Source organism: Rhodococcus sp. IEGM 1351 (assembly GCF_030056875.1).
Taxonomy (GTDB): domain Bacteria; phylum Actinomycetota; class Actinomycetes; order Mycobacteriales; family Mycobacteriaceae; genus Rhodococcus_F; species Rhodococcus_F opacus.
Genome location: NZ_JASHKU010000004.1, coordinates 298,803 through 318,206, shown reverse-complemented (window position 1 = coordinate 318,206; position 19,404 = coordinate 298,803). Strand labels below are relative to the sequence as shown.

Annotated in this window: 18 protein-coding genes; 5 read left to right on the top strand and 13 right to left on the bottom strand. The window is 66.9% G+C overall.

The genetic code is table 11. From position 1 onward, the window contains the following. Positions 1-54 precede the first annotated feature (54 nt). Positions 55-1,242: a serine/threonine-protein kinase gene (locus QM806_RS09435; protein ID WP_167114039.1), complete on the top strand. Its 1,188-nt coding sequence runs from the start codon at positions 55-57 to the stop codon at positions 1,240-1,242. 16 nt (positions 1,243-1,258) lie between these two features. Here QM806_RS09435 and QM806_RS09430 read toward each other — a convergent pair whose 3' ends face one another. Then, positions 1,259-2,167, bottom strand: coding sequence for an LLM class flavin-dependent oxidoreductase (locus tag QM806_RS09430; RefSeq protein WP_167114042.1), 909 nt, complete (start codon positions 2,165-2,167; stop codon positions 1,259-1,261). A 110-nt stretch (positions 2,168-2,277) separates the two neighbouring features. On the opposite strand from QM806_RS09430, the gene QM806_RS09425 reads away from it, so the two are divergent. Next, on the top strand, positions 2,278-2,625 hold the full coding sequence (locus QM806_RS09425) for a GNAT family N-acetyltransferase (protein ID WP_120660586.1): 348 nt from the start codon (positions 2,278-2,280) through the stop codon (positions 2,623-2,625). Here the strand turns inward: QM806_RS09425 and nhaA are convergent, their stop codons facing one another. Beyond that, complete coding sequence (gene nhaA / locus QM806_RS09420) at positions 2,626-4,494, bottom strand: Na+/H+ antiporter NhaA (RefSeq protein WP_120660585.1); 1,869 nt, start codon at positions 4,492-4,494, stop codon at positions 2,626-2,628. Between the two features lie 321 nt (positions 4,495-4,815). Between nhaA and QM806_RS09415 the strand changes: the two genes are divergently transcribed. Continuing rightward, positions 4,816-6,384 carry a plasmid pRiA4b ORF-3 family protein gene (locus tag QM806_RS09415; RefSeq protein WP_283291156.1) on the top strand — a complete coding sequence of 523 codons (1,569 nt, stop codon included), beginning with the start codon at positions 4,816-4,818 and terminating at the stop codon, positions 6,382-6,384. 41 nt (positions 6,385-6,425) lie between these two features. Here the strand turns inward: QM806_RS09415 and QM806_RS09410 are convergent, their stop codons facing one another. The 3 genes from QM806_RS09410 to QM806_RS09400 all read right to left on the bottom strand — a co-directional run bounded on the left by QM806_RS09410 (position 6,426) and on the right by QM806_RS09400 (position 8,985). After that, positions 6,426-6,866 carry an SRPBCC family protein gene (locus QM806_RS09410; protein WP_005252560.1) on the bottom strand — a complete coding sequence of 147 codons (441 nt, stop codon included), beginning with the start codon at positions 6,864-6,866 and terminating at the stop codon, positions 6,426-6,428. Positions 6,867-6,899: 33 nt separating this feature from the next. Further along, positions 6,900-7,601, bottom strand: a complete 702-nt coding sequence (locus tag QM806_RS09405; RefSeq protein ID WP_005254054.1) for an alpha/beta fold hydrolase — start codon at positions 7,599-7,601, stop codon at positions 6,900-6,902. Positions 7,602-8,052: 451 nt separating this feature from the next. After that, positions 8,053-8,985 (bottom strand): glycoside hydrolase family protein, encoded by a 933-nt coding sequence (locus tag QM806_RS09400; RefSeq protein ID WP_133986735.1) that lies wholly within the window; start codon positions 8,983-8,985, stop codon positions 8,053-8,055. Between the two features lie 260 nt (positions 8,986-9,245). On the opposite strand from QM806_RS09400, the gene QM806_RS09395 reads away from it, so the two are divergent. Continuing rightward, on the top strand, positions 9,246-9,608 hold the full coding sequence (locus QM806_RS09395) for a VOC family protein (protein ID WP_054245693.1): 363 nt from the start codon (positions 9,246-9,248) through the stop codon (positions 9,606-9,608). 55 nt (positions 9,609-9,663) lie between these two features. Here QM806_RS09395 and QM806_RS09390 read toward each other — a convergent pair whose 3' ends face one another. From QM806_RS09390 to QM806_RS09365, 6 genes are all read right to left on the bottom strand, one after another. Further along, complete coding sequence (locus QM806_RS09390) at positions 9,664-9,996, bottom strand: hypothetical protein (protein WP_169692961.1); 333 nt, start codon at positions 9,994-9,996, stop codon at positions 9,664-9,666. A gap of 167 nt (positions 9,997-10,163) precedes the next feature. After that, on the bottom strand, positions 10,164-10,487 hold the full coding sequence (locus QM806_RS09385; protein ID WP_037203105.1) for a hypothetical protein: 324 nt from the start codon (positions 10,485-10,487) through the stop codon (positions 10,164-10,166). A gap of 96 nt (positions 10,488-10,583) precedes the next feature. Further along, positions 10,584-11,063: a MaoC/PaaZ C-terminal domain-containing protein gene (locus QM806_RS09380; protein ID WP_105413528.1), complete on the bottom strand. Its 480-nt coding sequence runs from the start codon at positions 11,061-11,063 to the stop codon at positions 10,584-10,586. A gap of 99 nt (positions 11,064-11,162) precedes the next feature. Further along, a complete protein-coding gene (locus tag QM806_RS09375) occupies positions 11,163-11,909 on the bottom strand; it encodes a hypothetical protein (RefSeq protein WP_349307597.1) in 747 nt (248 codons plus the stop codon). An 8-nt stretch (positions 11,910-11,917) separates the two neighbouring features. Then, positions 11,918-14,266 carry a WXG100 family type VII secretion target gene (locus QM806_RS09370; protein ID WP_320443193.1) on the bottom strand — a complete coding sequence of 783 codons (2,349 nt, stop codon included), beginning with the start codon at positions 14,264-14,266 and terminating at the stop codon, positions 11,918-11,920. Further along, positions 14,263-14,667 carry a hypothetical protein gene (locus QM806_RS09365; RefSeq protein WP_120660580.1) on the bottom strand — a complete coding sequence of 135 codons (405 nt, stop codon included), beginning with the start codon at positions 14,665-14,667 and terminating at the stop codon, positions 14,263-14,265. Before QM806_RS09365 ends, QM806_RS09370 begins: the two co-directional genes overlap by 4 nt. A gap of 194 nt (positions 14,668-14,861) precedes the next feature. Here QM806_RS09365 and QM806_RS09360 point away from each other — a divergent pair, with 194 nt between their 5' ends. Further along, the gene (locus QM806_RS09360) at positions 14,862-16,082 is read left to right on the top strand and encodes a fatty acid desaturase family protein (protein WP_005252532.1); all 1,221 of its coding nucleotides are present in this window, start codon (positions 14,862-14,864) and stop codon (positions 16,080-16,082) included. A gap of 1 nt (position 16,083) precedes the next feature. Here the strand turns inward: QM806_RS09360 and QM806_RS09355 are convergent, their stop codons facing one another. Beyond that, a complete protein-coding gene (locus tag QM806_RS09355) occupies positions 16,084-17,379 on the bottom strand; it encodes a type I glutamate--ammonia ligase (protein WP_182625279.1) in 1,296 nt (431 codons plus the stop codon). Next, positions 17,379-19,322, bottom strand: a complete 1,944-nt coding sequence (locus QM806_RS09350; RefSeq protein WP_283291146.1) for an acyl-CoA thioesterase/bile acid-CoA:amino acid N-acyltransferase family protein — start codon at positions 19,320-19,322, stop codon at positions 17,379-17,381. Before QM806_RS09350 ends, QM806_RS09355 begins: the two co-directional genes overlap by 1 nt. Positions 19,323-19,404 lie beyond the last annotated feature (82 nt).

Genomic DNA, 19,404 nt, shown 5'->3' with positions numbered 1-19,404 from the left:
TGTTAGACAGGAGGCAGCGGTGTCCGGCACAAGTGCTGACGATAGCGTGAGCACATGTCGGTGTCCGCAGTTCTCGCAGGTCGGTACGAGTTGCGGGGAGTGCTGGGGCGCGGCGGAATGGCCGACGTCCACGACGGATGGGACCTGCGCCTGCAGCGACCCGTGGCGATCAAAGTGCTGCGCCCGGAGCTCGCCTCCGTCCCCGACACGCGTCGGCGGTTCGAGGCCGAGGCCCGGCTCGCCGCCACCTTGAATCACCCCAACGTCGTCGCGGTGCACGACTGCGGCGAGGACGCCGGAATGGCGTACATCGTGATGGAGCGCCTGCCCGGGCGGACCCTCGCCGACGAGATCGCCGCCGGTCCCGTCCCGGACGCGCGGGTGCGGTCGATCCTCGCCGACGTGCTCGCCGCCCTCGGCGCCGCCCACGGAGCGGGAATCCTGCACCGCGACATCAAACCGGGAAACGTGCTGTTCACCGCCGCGGGCACGGTGAAGGTCGCCGACTTCGGCATCGCGAAGAGCGCCGCGTCCGACCACACCGCGACGGGACAGGTGCTGGGCACCGTGGCCTACCTCAGCCCGGACCGCATCATGGGCACACCCGCCACGACCTCCGACGACCTCTATGCCGTCGGCGTCGTCGGCTACGAAGCCGTCGCCGGGCACCGGCCGTTCGCCGGCGACAACATCTTGTCCCTCGCCCGGGCGATCATCGACGGCGCGACCCGACCGCTGCGCGAAGCCCGTCCGGACGCCGATCCGAACCTCGCCGACACGATCGAGCGGGCGATGGCCCGCGACCCTCAGCAGCGGTACGCCGACGCCCAAGCCATGCGGAATGCCGTCCTCGGAGCGTCCGGCCCGCATCCGCCGCCGACGAGAGCATTCACACCCACCACCTCCGTCCCTCAGCTGCCGCCCGAGCCACGGCGACCACGGCGGACCGGCCTGATCGTCGCCGCGATCGCCGCGGTGCTGGTGGCCGTGGTCGTGGCGGCGCTGGCCATCGCGTCTCAGAATCGGGACGGCACGGTCGGTCCCGGGCCGAGCACCACCGCGGTCGTCCCCGCTCCGGCGCCCGTCTCCGTCCCGAGCAGTGCGGTCGAGGTCAACCCGGTTGCGCCTCCCCCACCGACCGGCGCCCCGGCACCGAAGACCGGACTGGGAAACAACAACGGCAACAACGGCAACGGGAACAACAAGCCCAAGGACAAGGACAAGGAGAAGGACGGCAACTGAGCGAGTCGCGGTCGGGTCAAGCGCGGGCACCCGTTCCACGGCGCTCATCCACGGCGGCCCGAACGGCGGGCGCGACGTCGGTCGCGAACGTGCGGACCTGGGCGAGATCGTCGCCATCGGTGCCGAAGACGAACGTGTCCATGCCCGCGTCCACCGCGAGTTCCGTCAGTTGGCTCACCCACTGCTCGGCGGTTCCGTGGAACAACGTGTCCGACGGTGTGTCGCTCACCCCGCCGAACACGTTGTAGGCGCGGACGATCGAGCTCGGATCCCGGCCCGCATCCGCCGCGCCCGCGTCGATCCGCGCGTGCATGCCGGGCAGGACCTCGGGCGGAAAGTACGAACTCGACGGGACCCACCCGTCCGCCGAGCGTCCCAGCGCCCGCAGCAGCCGGGGGCCGCCGACGCCCAGCCAGATCCCGATCCGGTGCGCCGGGACCGGTCCGGGATGCACGCCCGCGAGGCGATAGTGCTCACCCTCGGAATACACGGCACGCTCACCGGACCACATCAGGCGGATCACCTCGACCGCCTCCTCCAACGCCGTCGCGGCCTGACCGGGCGTGCGCACGTCACCGCCCATCGCCCCGATCGCCTCCCAGAACGCGCCCGCACCCAACGCCAGTTCGAATCGGCCTCCCGACATCACGTCGAGGCTGGCCGCGGCCTTCGCCATCGTCGCCGGCGGGCGAAGCGGCAGGCAGGCGACGTCGGGGAACACGCGCACCCGCTCGGTCCGGGCCAGCAGCGTGCCCATCAGCGACCAGCAGTCGAGGAATTTCGCCTGGTACGGGTGATCTTGCACGCCGATCAGGTCGAGTCCGGTCTCGTCGGCGAGGGCGGCGAGTTCGAACGTGTTGGCCAGCAACTCCACCGACGGGGTCACGAACGCCCCGAACTGCACGGCCCTGCCGTAATCGGTCATGGCGGTCGCGTCCCCTCTCGGATCGCTGAGCTCCTACGATCATCCACCTCCGCGGCGTTCGGGAACACCCGCCGCGCAGCCGGAACCCCGCCGGGCGGCATAGTGGGTTCATGACAGACGACACGCAAGACGGCCCCGCACCCGACGTCCGGAACGCCCCCGAACTACACCGATTCGAGGTCCGCGTCGATGGTGAACTGGCCGGGTTCACCGAGTACCTCGACGACGCGAATCAACGGATCTTCTTCCACACCGAGATCGGCGAGCAGTTCGCGGGGCGCGGCCTCGCCAGCACCCTGATCCGCAGCGCACTCACCGAGACCGTCGGGGACGGCAAACGGATCGTGCCGATCTGCCCGTTCGTCGCCGGCTACCTGAAGAAGCACGACGACTTCGCCGACGACGTCGACCCGGTCACGCCGGCCGCGATCCAGGCTGTGAAGGATTCGCGCGGCTGATCAGGGTGCGCCGTCGGCAGCGCGCGCCTCTTCGAGCTGCCGGATGAGGGTGGCGGCGTCGTAGGGGCCGCTGTGCCGGGCGAGGTCGGTGCCCGTTGCACCGAGGTAGAACGTGGGGGTCCCCCGGAAATCGCTCGACTCGGCGTCGAGTTCGTCGTCGTCGATGCGGTGAACGTAGGTGCCCCTGCGGATGTCTTCCTCGAACCGGTCCATGTCGAGCCCCAGCTCGGCGGCGTAACCGAAGATCTCGTCCTCGGCGAGGGCGTCGCTGTTGGCGAACAGGTGGTCGTGCATCTCCCAGAACCGTCCCTGCGCGGCCGCCGCTTCGCTCGCCTGGGCGGCGAAACGCGCGTGCGGATGCACGGCGTCGAGGGGGAGATGCCGGAAGACGTAGCGGAGCTCGTCCCCGAAATGCGCCCGCACGTCCCGGATGCTGCCGGTGGCCTTGCTGCAGAACGGGCACTCGAAGTCGCCGTACTCGACGAGGGTGAGCGGCGCATCCACCGGCCCGCGCAGATGATCGCGGCCGGTGTCGACGGGCCGGAGCAGGGTGCGCCCGACGGCCTCCGTCGGCGGGTGCACCCAGTCCGACAGCCGGAACAGTGCCCAACCGAGGACGGTGGCGATGACCGCCGCCGTCAGGACACCCACCCGAGCGTCGTTGGCGAGCTCGGGTGAGTCGATGGCCAGGTCGACGATGAACAGCGAGATCGTGAAGCCGATGCCGGCCAGCGCGCTGCCACCGGCGATCTGGGACAGCGTCAGCCCGCGCGGCAGGCTACCGGGCCGCAGCTTCGAGAACAGGGCCGTGGCCGCGGTGATGCCGACGAGCTTGCCGACCACCAGGCCGAGCACGATGCCCCACGCCAGCGGAGACCGGGCCGCGTCCGCGAGGGTCTGCCCGGTGATGACCACACCGGCATTGGCGAGCGCGAAGATCGGGACGACGAGGAACGCCGTGTAGGGCTGGTAGAAGCGCAGCAACCGCTCGTTGACGGACACCGCGCGCAGCACACCGAGCTGGGCGGCGCGGGCGTAGTCGGAGTTGGGTGACTGCCGGAACGCGCGCGTGAGTTCACCCGCCCGCTCCACCTCGCTGCGCCGCGGCGGATACACGGGCAGGATCAGCGCGATCAGCACACCGACGAGGGTGGGGTGGACGCCGGACTCGTAGAACGCGACCCACGTGCCCGCCGCGACGATGAAGTAGGCGACACCACGCCACACCTCGAGCTTGCGCAACTGGATGATCAGCAGCAGTCCGACGCACCCGAGGAGCAGCGGCCCGAGCCGGAGGTTGTCGGTGTAGAAGAAGGCGATGATGGCCAGGGCACCGATGTCGTCGGCGACGGCCAGGGTCAGGAGGAACACGCGCAACCGGGCGGGGCATCGGGGTCCGACGAGTGCCAGTGCGCCCAGCACGAACGCCGTGTCGGTCGAGACGACGACGCCCCACGCGCTGGCCTCGGCGCCGCTGGGGTTGAGGATCAGGAACAGGACGGCGGGCAGCGCCAGACCCGCGATCGCGGCGAGAAGTGGGACGGCGGCACGGGCGCGATCGGTGAGTTCGCCCATCGTCAGCTCACGTTTCACCTCGAGCCCCACGACGAAGAAGAACAGCGTCATCAACCCGTCGTTGACCCAGTGCTTCAGGTCGAGGCTGATGCCGTAGTCGCTGATCTGGATGGTCACCGGGGTGTGCCAGAACGACTCGTACGAATCACCGATGTTGGCCCACACCAACGCCAGGATCGTGGCGACGAGGAGGAAACCGGCCGACAGCTTGTCGTCGTCGGTGTCGTCGCGGATCAGGGCCAACCGCGCCGACAGTCGCCGAAGTGTGGTGGGGCTGCTCTGCTCGACCGTCATCTGTCCCCTCGCTCACAGTTTCTGCCGCAGGTCAGCCTAATGCCCCTGCACATGAGCCGCCCCGCTGTCCGATCAACTCCGATCCGGCGGCGCCCAGGCACCTGTTCTCGGTCGCGTTATCATCTCGCCATGGGATCGAAGCGGAGTAGAAATCCGGGCCAGAAGCGTGCGGCAAAACAGCAGGCACGCCAACGAAGGAACCGCTCAACAGTCGCACCGCTGTTTCCCGCTTCCGCCGTCGACCCAGCGCTTATCGACAGCTTCGTTCAGTGGCTGCGCAGGGGCGATCTGACCGAGGACGCGGAACTCTTCGCACACCTCTTGGAGTCGACACTCACGAACCTCGCGCACGCCCACCCCGGTTTCCGTGCCACCGGCTGGCTCCCCGCGGACGCGCATACCCTCCTCGATGCCGCTGACGAACTAACCGCAGATAATTCCGAGGACATGGATGACATCGCATTGACGATTGTCGCCTCGGCACTGACGTTCCTCAACTTTCTCGACGAAAATCGGCTGTGGACCGGCACCGAAGAGAACCTCATACATTGCATCGAGGACCTCATCCATTTCGTCGAGCCGCAACCACCCGTCGTCCTTCCCGAAGACATCGCACTACCCGCCGTGGACGAGAAGGACGAACTACGCGCACTCACCTCCCTTCCGCTGATCGCCTCCCTCGTCGCACTCGTGGACTGGGTCGGGAAGGGTGCGGCCGTCACCTCGACCAAGGTGCCCAAACCCGCCTCTATCCCCGGTCTCGCTGACGCGTTGGGTGTCGATCTCGACCTCGACTCGGAGGGGTTTCCGCGTGCGCGCCGAATCCGCTCGATGCGCGACGTGCCCGAGATGCTGACCTACTGGGAAACTGCGGAAGAGATCGGCCTCATCACCGTCAACTCCACACGCGCGGTCCGCGGACCGAACGCGGAGCTGATCGCCGACCGGACGACCCGGGCGCTGCCGTTGATTCGTGCAGCTGTCACCGAATTCGTCCGCAGCCAACTCGTATCGACGCAACGTCACCCACTCGACCTCACGCAATTGACCGATGTGGTCGTGACGCAGGTGATCTTGGCGGGGATGACATCGGAGCCGCCTGTCGCCGACTCGGAAGACGCGCCATCCGGCGACGAGCAATCGCTCCTGGATGCCTTCGTCTATGACCGACTGGACAGGTTGGTGGAACAGAAGTGGCTGACCAAGGATGACGCATACCGGGTTCCGGCCGCGCTGCAGCCTGCCGTTCTTCGTGCCGTCCAACTCGCTGGCGCAGAGACCGAGTACGCACTGTCCGACATGGTGGATTCGCACGTTACATTGCGGATTTCATTGGAAGGCAACCACATTCCCGTCTGGCGCCGCGTTCGACTCGACGCCTCACTACCGCTTTCCGCTCTCCACGACATCATCCAGTCCGCGTTCGGCTGGGAAGACTGCCATCTACACGAGTTCTCTGCCGGGCCCGCGTACTCAGGCGGTAGGGTATTCATTCCGAATGAAGACTTCGCGCACCGCGACCTCGTAGGCCCCGCCGTCGCGGAGGAAGAGGTCCCCGTCGGTTCGCTGCTCAGCTCGGTCGGCGACCGTCTCACCTACCTGTACGATTTCGGTGACGACTGGATCCATCACATCGTCGTCGAATCGGTCGACAACCCCGCTCCCGAATCCCCTGTAGCGCTATGCCTCGACGGGCGCAATATGGCGCCGTACGAAGATTCCGGCGGCCCGTGGGGTTGGGCGAACATGATCGAAGCCAGCGCTGACCCGCATCACCAGGAACACTCGGAAATTCGGGACTGGCTGGGTCTGCGCCCCGATCAGCAACTCGATCCGACATCGTTCGATCGAAACGGGATCAATGAGGCCTTCGCGACGTTGTTCGGGTAGAGCGTCTGGCGGGTGTCCGCGCAGCACGCGCGGACCCCGACTCAGACATAGTTCTCGAGAACGAACTTGGTGAATCCCTTGCGGATCAAACGCACGGCCTGCTTCTGCCCCTGACGCAGCACGGACTTCGGCACCCACACCTTCGGCTCCACCGACATCGTGAGGTGAACCGACGTCCCGCGCGGGGTGGGGGTCAGCCGATACTCCCCCTCCTGGCACTTCTGCTTCTCGCTCTCGAGGAGCGTCCACGACATCTGCTCGTCCCCGAGCCACTTGTGCTCGGCCAGCTGCGTGTCCGCGACCCCGAGGACGGCGAGCGTCATCCGCACGGTGCGGGGGCGTCCGTCGTCGAATCGGGACTCGACGACCACCTTCTTGTGCACCACCGACCACTCGGGGATGCGTTCGACGTCCGCCAGCGCAGCCATCACCTGCTCCTGGGGCGCCTCGATCTCGAACTCGCCCGATACCGACAACGCCATCGATTGCTCTCCTTCTCGTCGGATGTACATGCCCTACAGTTCGGACGCGTAGCGCTCCAGCATGGCAGCAAGTTCGCCGGGGCGCGCGAGTGCCGCCAGATGACCGGTGTCGATGACGTCCGGTGCGATGCCCAGCCGCTCCCGGACGATCCGCTGCATGAAGTCGAGCGGGAACAGCCGATCGCGCCTCCCGGCGACGACCCGCGTCTTCACGTGCGGCCACCCGTCCGCCTGCCACACCGTCTCGAACGGGGTGTTCGACATGACGGGCTCCTCCTGGCTGAACGCCTCCTCGGTGACGTCGTCGGGCACGTCGTGGAAGAACAGCACCCGCAGGTCGTCGGGCGCATCCGGGTCGCGACCCTCCAGCACGTCGAACGCCCGTTTCGCCTCCGGCTGACCGGTGGTCTCCCACCACTGCCCGGGTGCCTCCCCCGGCGCGGGCAGCATCGGTGCCAGGAGAACCAGCAGGTCGACGTCGACCTCACCGCGCTGACAGACGATCGCCGCGGTGAACGCGGACATGGACTGCGCGACCAGCACGATCGAACCCTCGACGTCCTCGACCGCATCGACGACGACGTCGGCGAACTCGTACTGGCCCGCGTCGTCGTCGCCGTACGGAAGGTCGACGGCGATCACCGAGTGCCCGCTTCCCTCCAGGATCGGGGCGACGCGGTGCCAGTACCACGAGTCCGAGCCGGCGCCGGGCAGCAGAACGAAGGTTGCGGGCATCTCGACTCATCTCCTGTTTCCGGGACACGAACGAACGGTCGAGTCGAGCCTAAGCGCTACGTGCGCGCGAATGCGCGCCCCCTCACCTGCTCGTCGTGAAACGGAAGCGCCGCCGAGGGCGATACACCCAGTAGGTCGGACAAGAAAGTCCGACCGTGCCGGGATCCACCACACGTTACGAGAACTGAGCTGACATGTTCACCAACCATCTCTTCGGCGGAATGACCGAACAGGAAATCGACATCGAGATCGCCGACGAGCTGGCGGCCTGAGGTAGCTCCTTCGCACGCGAGTGGCGATGTGCACCCCGGCACGCTGCGCCACTCACCTACGAGTTGCCTTCACGCTCAACACCGGTCGCCCGGTGAACCCTTCCGCACAGCGGTATCGGTGTCGTTGCGCTTCGAGGTTGCCGCCATCGACGACGGCGGCGGCGTCGCGGGAGTCGTCGTTATGCCGGCTCTCTCATCACGCCGACGTGGCGCACCGTCCCGGAAAGGCCTGGAAGCTCTTGCACGGGCGACCAGGTGCGCAGCCCATCCGTGCTGTCGGAATAGAGATACTTTCCTTCGGAATAGGCGTCGAGATATATCCGCCAGGCGCCGCTCGGCAACTGAACCAGGGCTGGGCCCTCCACCAATGAGCCCCAATTTCCAGGCGGGACGAATGAATAGGGTCCCGTCACCGACGACGCGACCGCATGCTCGACGACCTTCTTCGTCTCGTTCTTGGTAAACGCATGATAGGTCGATCCCACCTTGACCACGGTGGTGTCGATATGGTCCGCGCCGATCCCGGCGAGCGGAACAGGCGGGCTCCACAACCTGAGCGATGGTTCCAGCGCCGTCATCAGATACGGCACGAATCCACCACCGGTCGACATCGACAGGATGACGTTGACCCGGTCGCCGTCCACGAACCATTCGGGTGCCCAGGCCTTGGTGGTGAACGGCGACAGCGACGGTCCGTCGCTGAACCCGGCCGACCCCGAGGAACCCGGCGGGCTCGCTGAGCCCGTTCCGTCTCCCGTGCCCGGCAGGAAGGCGCAGCAGAACGGGACCGGCCAGGCCCCAAGGAACTTCCAGTCCATGCGGTCACTGCTGCGTGCGAAGCCGATGTTCGCCCCGTCGATCGTCGTGTAGGTGAGGTAGTAGAACCCGTCCGTGTGCCGGAAGATGCTCGGGTCACGCACCACCCCTGACGGAGGCCGATATGCAGACAGTCGGAGGGGCTGGAACCCCGTGCCGTCCTCCGACTCGTATACATCCAGGTCGCGGTCGCTGACGTTGCTGAACGCCACCATCGTGGTTCGCCAGGCGAGCGGTGCGGCGCCGCTGCTCCCCGGGGCGGCGGCCAGCAAGCCTGCGACAGCGAGCATCACCATCGATATGGCGGAAAAGCAGGTTCGTTTGGGCAGCATCACCGGTGCAGTATCTATCACAGCAGGCGCACCATGCGTAACTTTGGCCGCAGGCAGCGGATCGTTACCGACGGCCGTGCAGTGACGCCGTATACGAACCCGAGGGCGCCACCCGCAGCAGCGGCGATCAATACTCCTGCGGCGCGGTCGGTCTACGCGCGAGCCTTATGCGTGACGGCATCTCGGCGTAGCGTCTCGGGGACACTGTCGACGGAGGAGTGCTCATGTCGGGCGAACTGTCATTCTTCGAATTGGGTGTGGCCAACACCGAGCAGGGCCGAAAGTTCTACTCGGCGTTGTTCGGCTGGGAATTCGAATCCGGGCCCGGCGGGTCGGGCTACTCCATCAACACACCGAACGTCCCAGGCGGGATCCACGGCGGCGACGAGGGCGCCGGCCCGTATGTCTTCTTCCGGGTGCCCGACCTCGACGCCGCGGTCGAGCAGGTACTGGCGCTGGGCGGCACCGTCGACGCCGTCGAGCTGGGCGAAGACCCCGATTCGGTGGCGAAATTCGGGCGGTTCAAGCTGTGCCACGACGACCAGGGTTCCTCCTTCGGACTGCACGAACCGCCCTCCGGCAACTGAATCAGCGCGCCCCGGAACGGAGACTCCCGGGGCGCGCTGATTCGGATCGGTCGGTTCACGGCTCGTTCGGCGAGTCGCCTCCACCCTCGTCACCGCTGTAGGTGGCCGGTTGCGGCAGACCGTCCTCGGGTCCGTCGCACCAGTTGTCGTACTGGTTGTACGGGTCTGTGCCCCACGCCGGGACGTTGTTCTCGTACGGTTCCGCCCAGTCGTCGCAACCGACCGGGCCGGTCGGCGGAACACCGGGAGGCAGTGGTGCAACCGTGTCCGGTGCGCGCACCGGTACGACTGCCGAGTCGAGCGCGTCACCCCAGGCGACACCGGATGTTCCCAAACCGATCGAGGCCGCGAACACAGCGACCGCAGCCAATCTCGAGCCGACCTTCATCGTTGCCTCCCATAGGTGAATAACGCTGCCTAAGGGCTGTACCCAAAGACAACGTAAACAATCCTCGAAGAGCGAATTTCGTGAATGAAATTTGACGGACGGTCGGTTTCAGTTCACGACCGGGCTACACGACGGCCACATGCCTCGTGCGAACACTCACCGTCGAATCAGGGATTGACGATCCTGCCCTGCTCGTCATTGACCGGCGGCTGCTGCGCGGAAAGGCCGTCCTCGGGGCCGTCGCACCAGTTGTCGAACTGGTTGTACGGATCGGTGCCCCACTGCGGCACGTTGTTCTCGTAGGGTTCCGCCCAGTCGTCGCATCCGATCGGACCGTTCTGCGGGAATCCGGGTGGCATCGGCTGAATGACATCCGGCCGGCGCACCGGCACGGCCGAGTCGAGACTGCCGCCCCAGGCGACACCGGATGCTCCCAATCCGATCGAAGCCGCGAATACCGCCACCGCGGCCACTCTCCTGCCCATTCTCATGACTGCCTTCCGTTGGTTACCTGGCCTTTCGGGGCGGTACCCAGAAACGCGAAAAACAATCCTCGAAGAGAGTGTTTCGTCCAGAAAATTCGGCGATCAGTCGGTTTCCGGTCGGCAGCGCATGTACATCTCGGTCACCGAGGTCAAGACCTGCTTGCCCGACCCGTTGAGAATCTCCGCCGCGACGGTCACCAAGGCCCGTCCGCGATCGTCGGGCACCACATCCTCCACGACCAGCTTTCCGGTGAGCACATCACCCGGCTTCACCGGCCGGAGAAAGTTGACGTCGCGCATCCGCACCCCCGCAATAACGCTCCAGCCTGCATAAACAGTAGTCGCGGACAGTCGCTGGCACACCGCGATCGTGTGCACACCACTCGCGATGAGCCCACCGAAATAGCCGCCATCTGCAGACTCGCGGTCGATGTGGAAGGACTGCGGATCCCACTGCCCCGCGAACTCGACCAGTTCCTCCTCCGTCACCGTGTACGAGCCCAGCTCGAACTTCTCGCCCACCCGGAGGTCGTCCGCATACACGACGTCACATTTGCTGTCCACTACCAACCGTCCGATCATTCGCCCACGCCTCCACCGAACACGGAGGCTGACGTCGAGGATATGACCGGACGACGGCGGCGGTGACAGTGCCCTTCCCGCCGACGGTCGAGGTGGCCGTCAGTTCTCGTCGTAACGCGGCCAGCCCGGATACGGAGCAAGCGTCGGGTAGGGGGTGTCGTGCGGGACGTTCGCCTTCTGCGGTCGCGCATCCCTCGCATCGGGCATGCGCGCGTCACACTCCGCGTATGCGTTCTGATCGCGCGCAGCCGGATCATGCTCACTGATCGTCCATCCAGCGAATACATCTGCAGATGGCGCACGCTCTGCACCCTCCGCAACAATCCGTTCAGAAGCGACAGACTGCGCTTGCTCGGCCGCCACCATTCTTACCGTTTCCGCCTGAGGAGACGGACCTGTCAAATTGAAGAATCGACCGCCCTTCTCCGCCATTACGGTGTAGTTGCCCGAACAGACCGTGGCGACCCACCCGTCCTCTGTCGGGGTCATCGCCAGGAGATGCTCGAACTGGGTTCCGACGAGTTGTTCCAGTTCCGGATCGTTGGAATGGTCGAAGTCGACCCGGTCGCGCTGCTGTGACGTCGCATCAGCGAAACCTGGATAGCCCGCCGACAACGCGTGACCATGAATCGCGAGGTAGTACGACTCCATGTACGCCCGGACCGCTACCGCCGGCCTGCTGAGCAGATCGATACCTGGTTCCGTCGACCACCGAACGTTGTAGTCGACGTTCTCGGGGACGCTATAGCCGGCGACAGCCCTTTCCGGAGTATCGATCGGCATCTTCGCTTCATCGGTGCCGCACGCACTTACCGACACGACAACTGCAGCAAGGACGGCCGACATCAGAGCCCTCATTGCCCGAACTCCATGTTCTGCACCTGCTCACGACCAGAGTTCATGGCATCGACAAACTCACCAACTCCGATAAAGCCTGCTTCGGTGATGTATCCGGCCAAGCTCGATGAAAGCAGCGGGGTTGTAAAACTGGGACGATCAGAGACGATCTCGTCATACGGCAGCAGGGGGCCGTTCACACCATCTCGAAAATCCTCGAGACCGATATATGGGTCGAGCGAGCCACCATTCGCCGCCTGAAGACCGAGAGCAATCTGGTAGTACTGCTTTGCAAGAAGGGAATCCTCCGCGAACTGCGTATTCGGCTGAACGGTGCCGTCGGGTACCGCGCCCATGACCGCGCTCTTGAACGCCGGATCCGCGAGATCGATTCCGCTAGAGATGATCGGTCCAGCGCCGGGGATGAACTCGACGCCCTTGCTGACCACAGTTCTGATCGTGTCGTACGCGACACCCTTGCTCTCGAAACCTGCTGAATTGTTAGATAATTCGTCGCCGACACGATCCGCGAACTCGAGGTCGAGCCCCTTGTCGACCACACCCTGGATACTCCCCGCCCACGAACCGTACTCGTAGTGCGGCATCTGCGGAGTGAGACCTTCCAACGCCCACGCCTGCTCCAGCTGAGCCGACATTCCGAACGCCTGCGCGTTGAAGTAGCTCGCCGCATCGGCATTGGAGTCGATCACCGAGAACAGGCGGGGCGCGTTCTCGAGACCGAATTCGCCGCCTGTCGAGCTGGTGAAACCCGAGGTGCCGGCGAGGTCGCCGGGCACCCCGACCATATTGCCGATGTACGGGGCGAGCGTTGTGCCCAACGCCTGCGTGATGTCGGGGTTCACCTCACCGATTGCCTGCCCCTTCGTCCCTGGGATGTCGAGTAGCTCGGCGTCTTTCGCAGCGAGGATTTGTGCGAGCCCGAATGCCGATTCGCCGGCTTGTGTGGACCGGAATATTTCGCCGGGATCGGACGGATCGGCGGGCCGGGCGTCGTCGGCGATCCAGTCGAACATCGCGGCGACGTTCTGTTCGCCGCCGTCGGCCCAATCGCGTTGGAGCAGGGGCATGATGACGTCGTCGCGGTTGTAGCCGGCCGGCATGCCGTCGCCGGACAGGATGTTGTGGACGGCGGCATGGTCGCGGCCACCGACGCCGACCATGTCCTGCAGGAGGGTGTCGACGCTGTCGCGGCCCAGAGCGTTGTGGTCGAAGGAGTCCCCGATCAGGAGGCTCTTGTCGTTGGTGGCCGAGGCGATCTCCCCGGCACGGGAGAGGAGGCTCTCGCTCAGCTCACTGCCCTGCTGCACGGCCGGGTCCGCCAGACCGAAGGCTTTGGTGAATCGTGCCAGGTCGTCGCCGTTGTTGACGACCACCGACGGTTGCGGTGCGTCGTGCGCGCCCTTCGTCAGGTTGCCGGTCGACGTCACCGGTCCCTCGAACAGTCCTCGAAGGCTTTCCGGAATGTGGCTCTGACCGCCGACGTCGCCGCTGGCACTGCCGACGTTGTAGTTCGACACCACAGCGAGGCCGTTGGACAGCGCGCTCGCGGCCTCGGTGCGTCCGTTCTCGCTGTACTGCTCGGACAGGGCGAGGAAGCCGTCCTTGCCGGCCGCGGTATAGAACTGCTGCAGGAAGTCGATCGTTCCCTGTGGAAGATCGGTGACCTTGCCGCCGTCGGCCAGCGTCTGCACTTGTGCGGGAGTAAGTCCCGCCGCCGCGATCTCCCGGGCGACACGGTCACGGACGTCCTGCGGAATGTCGGAACCGCCTCGCACCACCTGCTCGCCCAGCGCGGTGCCCTCGTGCCCCGACAGACCCGTGGTCGCCGGGGCACTCGCCGCCACGGCGCGCAGCGCGTCCCGGATCGCCGTCGCCATGTCCCGATCGGCATTGTCGAGTTCCGTCAGTGCTCCACCGAGTTGGCTGCGCCAGTACTCCATCAGCTCGGCATGCTCGGCGGCCTCGGCCTCGCTCATCGTCGTCGGCTGGCTGACGATCTGCCAGTCGTCGGAGACGGTGAATCCGTCGGTTGCCGCCTTGTCGATCACGGTGGCGACGTAGTCCCGCGCATGGCCGAGGCGATCGGCCCCACCGACGAGCGCGTTCGACAGATCCTCCAGATCGTCTGCGAGCCGGCGGATTTCCGTGCGCTCACTGTTCGCCCTCTGCTCGGCGGCCGCCTGCGCCGGACCGCGCCAGTCGTCGTGTCGGCCCAGATCTGCGACAGCACGCTGGACGTCGTCCGCCCGGCCCCGTGTGTCCTCGGCGGTCCGTCCGATCTCCTCGCCCGCCAGTGTCAGGTCTCGCGGGTTCCACACATGCAGTTGCGACCTGCGCGGAATCACAGCTCCCCCATCGCCGACAGCTGCGACGCGAACGACGTGTCGGTGACCTCGTAGTTCTCGGCCCCGTCACCCGCGATGAACGCCATCTCGTCGATGCGACCGGCCGCGACTCCCAGCGCGGACGCGAGGATGTCGCCGGCTTCCTGGCACGCCGCCGCGGTGTCGGACCCCTCGACGGCCCGCACCGCGTGCTCGAAGCTACGCCGGCCACCCAACGCCTCGACCTCACGCGCGATGACGCCGAGCGCGGTGGACATCGCACGCAGCATGTCGGGGTCGACCTTGACGACCGCGACGTCCGGTCCACCGAGCACCGGCGCCAGCCCGGGGACGGCGGCCCTCGGAGGCTGCGTCGCACCGGTCCCGTCCAGCGACGCAATGACACTTTCCGGCCACGTCATATCGCCCTCTGACATCTACATCTCCCCCTGATAGCCGCATCGAGATCCACCCCCGGATCCGGGTCACCGACACGCTCGGCGACCGTGGAGAGAATAGCGGACGCCGTCACACGGACGTGTGACCACAACACGGTTGTGCAACGGTTGGGCGGATTCGCAGATTGAGAATCGGGTGAACCGGGTATCGAGACCAGATGGCCATCACCGATATCAAGGAGTACAGCCACCTCACCGATGCGGATGTGGAGGCGCTGGGCGCGGAACTCGATGCGATCCGGGCAGACATCGAGGAGTCCCGCGGCGCCCGCGACGCGCGGTACATCGACCGGACGATCAAACTGCAGCGGTCGCTGGCGATCGCGGGCAGGGTCGTCCTGTTCGGCAGCCGGAAGAGACCGGCGTGGATCCTGGGTACCGCCTTGATGGGTGCGGCGAAGATCATCGAGAACATGGAACTCGGCCACAATGTCATTCACGGCCAATGGGATTGGATGAACGATCCCGAGATCCACTCGTCGAACTGGGAGTGGGACAACACGTGCCCGTCGTCGGGGTGGAAGCACTCGCACAACTACGTCCATCACAAGTTCACCAACATCGTCGGTCTCGACAGCGACGTCGGTTACGGGATCCTGCGCATGACCCGCGACCAGAAGTGGTCGCCGGTGTACCTGGCGCAGCCGTTCTACAACGTGCTGCTGGCGTTGCTGTTCGAGTGGGGTGTCGCGCTGCACCACCTCGACGTGGAAAGCATCCGGCGCGGCGACTACGACCGCGCCGAAACCCTCCGCAACGCGAAGGAGGTGGGACGTAAGATCGCGCGGCAGGTCGGCAAGGACTATGTGGTGTTCCCGGCGCTCACCGGCCCGGCATGGAAGAGCACGCTGACAGCGAACATCACCGCCAACGTGATCCGCAACCTGTGGGCCTACGGTGTCATCTTCTGCGGCCACTTCCCGGACGGCGCGGAGAAGTTCACCAAGGAGGAATTCGAGAAGGAAACCAAGGCCGAGTGGTATCTGCGCCAGATGCTGGGCTCCGCCAACTTCAACGCCGGCCCGGTGCTGGCGTTCATGAGTGGCAACCTCTGCTACCAGATCGAGCACCATGCGTTTCCCGACCTGCCCAGTAACCGCTACGCCGAGATCGGCGTGAAGATGCGGGAACTGTGCGACAAGTACGACCTCCCCTATACGACGGGTTCGCTGCCCCACCAGTACGGACTCACCCTCCGCACCATCTTCAAGCTCGCCCTGCCCAACCGCTTCCTGTCGGCGTCCGCGGACGACGCACCGGAGACGGCCTCGGAACTCCGCTTCCGCATCCGGGGCGGGATGAAGGAAGTGTTCGGCGTCGACCCTGCGACCGGGAAGCGGCGCGGACTGCGTACGGCGTTGGCGATGATTCGCAACTGACTCAGGACGTCCACGCGTACCGGAAGCGTTGCGCGACCTCGTCGACCGGTTTCTCCCGGTATTCGGCGTGCTCGTATTCCTTGACCGCCGCGAGCGCTTCCATGATCAGCGGTCCGAACAGGTCGCGCGCGAGCGCCGACGACTCGAACGCTCCGAGCACGTCGGACGGCAGGGTCGGGAGGAGATCCACGGCGCCGGTCAGGTCCGCGGGATCGACCGACACCTCGTCCGGGAGGGGAAGCGCACCGGCGATGCCGTCGTGCGCGGCGCCGAGAATGGCGGCGCTGCTCAGATACGGGTTCGCGGACGGGTCGATGGGTTTGATCTCCAGGTTCGCGCCGTGCGGGTTCCCGGCGGTGTCCGCGCAGAGGCGAACGGCGGCCTCGCGGTTCTCCAGGCCCCAGCAGCGGAACACGCCCGACCACATGCCCGGGCGCAACCGCAGGTGCGACAGCGCCGATCCGGCGAGAACGGCCGTGAACTCGGGTAGCGCCCGCAGAATCCCGGCGACCGCGGCGCCACCGGCAGGAGTCAGTCCGTGCGGGCCCGGGCCTCCCGACAGGATCGGCAGGTCACCCTCGGTGAACGACACGTGCTGGTGGGCACCATTACCCGCCCCGCCCGCGACGGGCATGGGTGAGAACGACGCCCGCAGTCCCTGGGCGCGTGCGATCCGGCTGATCAGGGCGCGGGCCAGCACCGCGTTGTCGGCCGCCTCGACGGGATCCGCGGGGGCGAGCGACACCTCGAATTGGCCGAGCCCGGCCTCGGCGTGGACCTGTTCGATCGGCAGGGCGGCCGTCGACGCCGCCGCGAGCAGGCGCTCGATGAATTCTTCTTGCGTGAGAACGGCATTGAGGCCGTAGGCGGACCATTCTTCCGTGGTCGCCGCGTCGAACAGCGCGAACTCGATCTCGTGGCCGATTCGTGCGGTCAGCCCGGACTCCGCCAGCCGCGCCGTCACCCGCCGCAGCGCGTACCGGGTGCAGGCGAGCGACGGCGTCCCGTCCTGCTCGGTCAGGCACGCCGGCGCCCAGTACGTGCCGTTGCCCAGGTCTCGCACGTCGTCGCCGTCGATCCGCAGCCGGAGGTCGCCGACGACGGAGAAGGATGGCGTGAATGCGAGGTGGTCGTCGACGCAGAACACAGTCCAGCTCGGCGATGCGCCTGCTCCGGAGTCGACGAAGGTGGACAGTCTCGAGATCGGCAGCACCTTCGCCCGGGAGACCCCGGCCATGTCGACGATCGAGCCGACGATGCGGTCCGTGGGGCCGAAACCATCCTCCGCGCCGGGCATCAGGCCCTCGCCACTGCGGTGGTCCGCGCGAGGAACCCGAGCACGCTGTGCACCGATTCGCGTTGCGCCCGGCCCTGACCTGCGCCCCCGCCGCCGAACGCGATGCCGCCGGTCCATTGCGCGTCGGCGGGGAACATTCCGAGGCGGAGGAGGTGGCCGGCGCCGTCGAACGTCCGGTGTTCGTCGCGGGTGCCGGATCGACGCCCGAGAACTGCCGTGGCCATCTCGTCCGACGGCCACAACTGGTCGTCCGCACCGGTCAGACACAGCACCGGCGCGGTCGCCCGTTCGGACCGCAGCGTCGCCTCGGCCGGTGCGGCCGCGAGCCCGGCCCGGTAGGCGGCACCCAGGCGCAGCAGGCTCGGGCGGTGCGCGGTGACGTCCTGGTGCGCCCGCCACGCGTTGCGGATCAGCTGGGGCATCAGCGTCCCACCCGGCAGCGGCGCCCACGGCACGGGCCGGCCGTTCCACGTCCACGACGGGGTGTCGGCGACCTCGCCGTCGGGGCCGATCGCCTGCCACGACACCGAACTCGGGCTGATCAGGATCAGCCCGGCGACGGGGAGGTCGCCGACGCACGCAGACGCCAACAGGCCCTCCGCACCCCGCGAAATGGCCATCGCGGTCACGCGATTCGCGTCCACCGACGGCTGCGCACCGAGAGCCTCGACCGCGGACGTGAACCGCTCGAGCGGAACGTTCACCAGCGTCGCGTCGGTGTTCGATTCGTCCACCCACGAATAGGCCAGTGCGGCATACCCGTTGGCAGCCAGCATTCCGACGGTGGAACGTTGGGAGTCGACGCCGCCCTCCGAGCCGCCGAAGCAGGCGACGCCCGGCCAACCGCCGCTCGGAGCGTCGCCGGCGGGCAGTGCGAGCAGCGCCGGTCGGTCGCCGACATCGAGGGAACGGACGGACACTCCCGGGGCGCTCACGTGACGCGTCACCGTCCGCCGCGACGTTCCGTCCGGAGTGCCCGCCTCGACGGTGACCAGCCAGGCGTCGGGCGGCGGCACGAAGAGGTCGGGAACCCGGCCCTCGGACACGAAACGCATGGCCCACAGCGGCGCGTCGGCGTCCGCCACGTCCCAGTCACCGTGGTCCGGAACCTGTCCGGCGACGTCGACGATTCCGTCGGCCGGGACGGTGAACGTGGCCTCCGCCCGCCACTGTCCACCGAACAGGTCGGTTCCGGTGGTGCGGACGGTCACCGACGATCCGGGCCGGGCGCCGCGGACGATCAGCGAGAACGCCTCGTCGTGACGCGACGACGCCGGAACGTCGAGTTCGAGGGACCCTGCCGACAGGTCCGCGGCCGGCGCGGGCTGCTCGGTTACCGCGGGCTCCGCCGAAGTGTGGGTCTCCAGCAGCTGCGACCGCTTCTCGAACCATCCGGGGAACACCGCGGACACGAGGCCCGCGACGCCCATGAGGGTGAACGGCAGCACCCAGTAGCAGACCACGGACAGGGTGTCGCCGGCGTCGCGCATGGTGGCGTCGCCGTCGACGATGGGTGGGATCAGCGAGAACACGGTCATCAGTCCGAACGCGGCCACCCACATCCACGTCATGGCCGTGGTGATGTATCGGAATCCGCCGCTCGCCGCCGTCCGGGCGTCCACGGTTGCCGCCGCGTACTCGCGCACGAACGGCCGCCCGATCAAAGCGCCCACCGCCGCGATCGCGAACAACCCGAAGTTGCTCAGCGGCTGAAGCCAGCGTTCGAGGACGGCGTCGTCCAGGGTGAGTGCCGCGATCAGCAACAGTGCGAAGACGGCGACGGTGCCGACCTCGAGGGTCCGCCAGGGCTGGCCCCGCAACCGTTGCAGCACCTGGCCTACGGCCGCGATACCGAACGCGATCGCGACGGCAGCGACGAATCCCGTGTTGCCCACCAGGATCCAGTAGACGATCCACGGTGCGAATCCGATGATGAATCCCATTGCCCTGCCCCACTGGTCGACTCACCATATTGTCGGCCCTCGGGCGGGCGCGGGATGCCGATTCACCGAAGGTCGGTGCGGG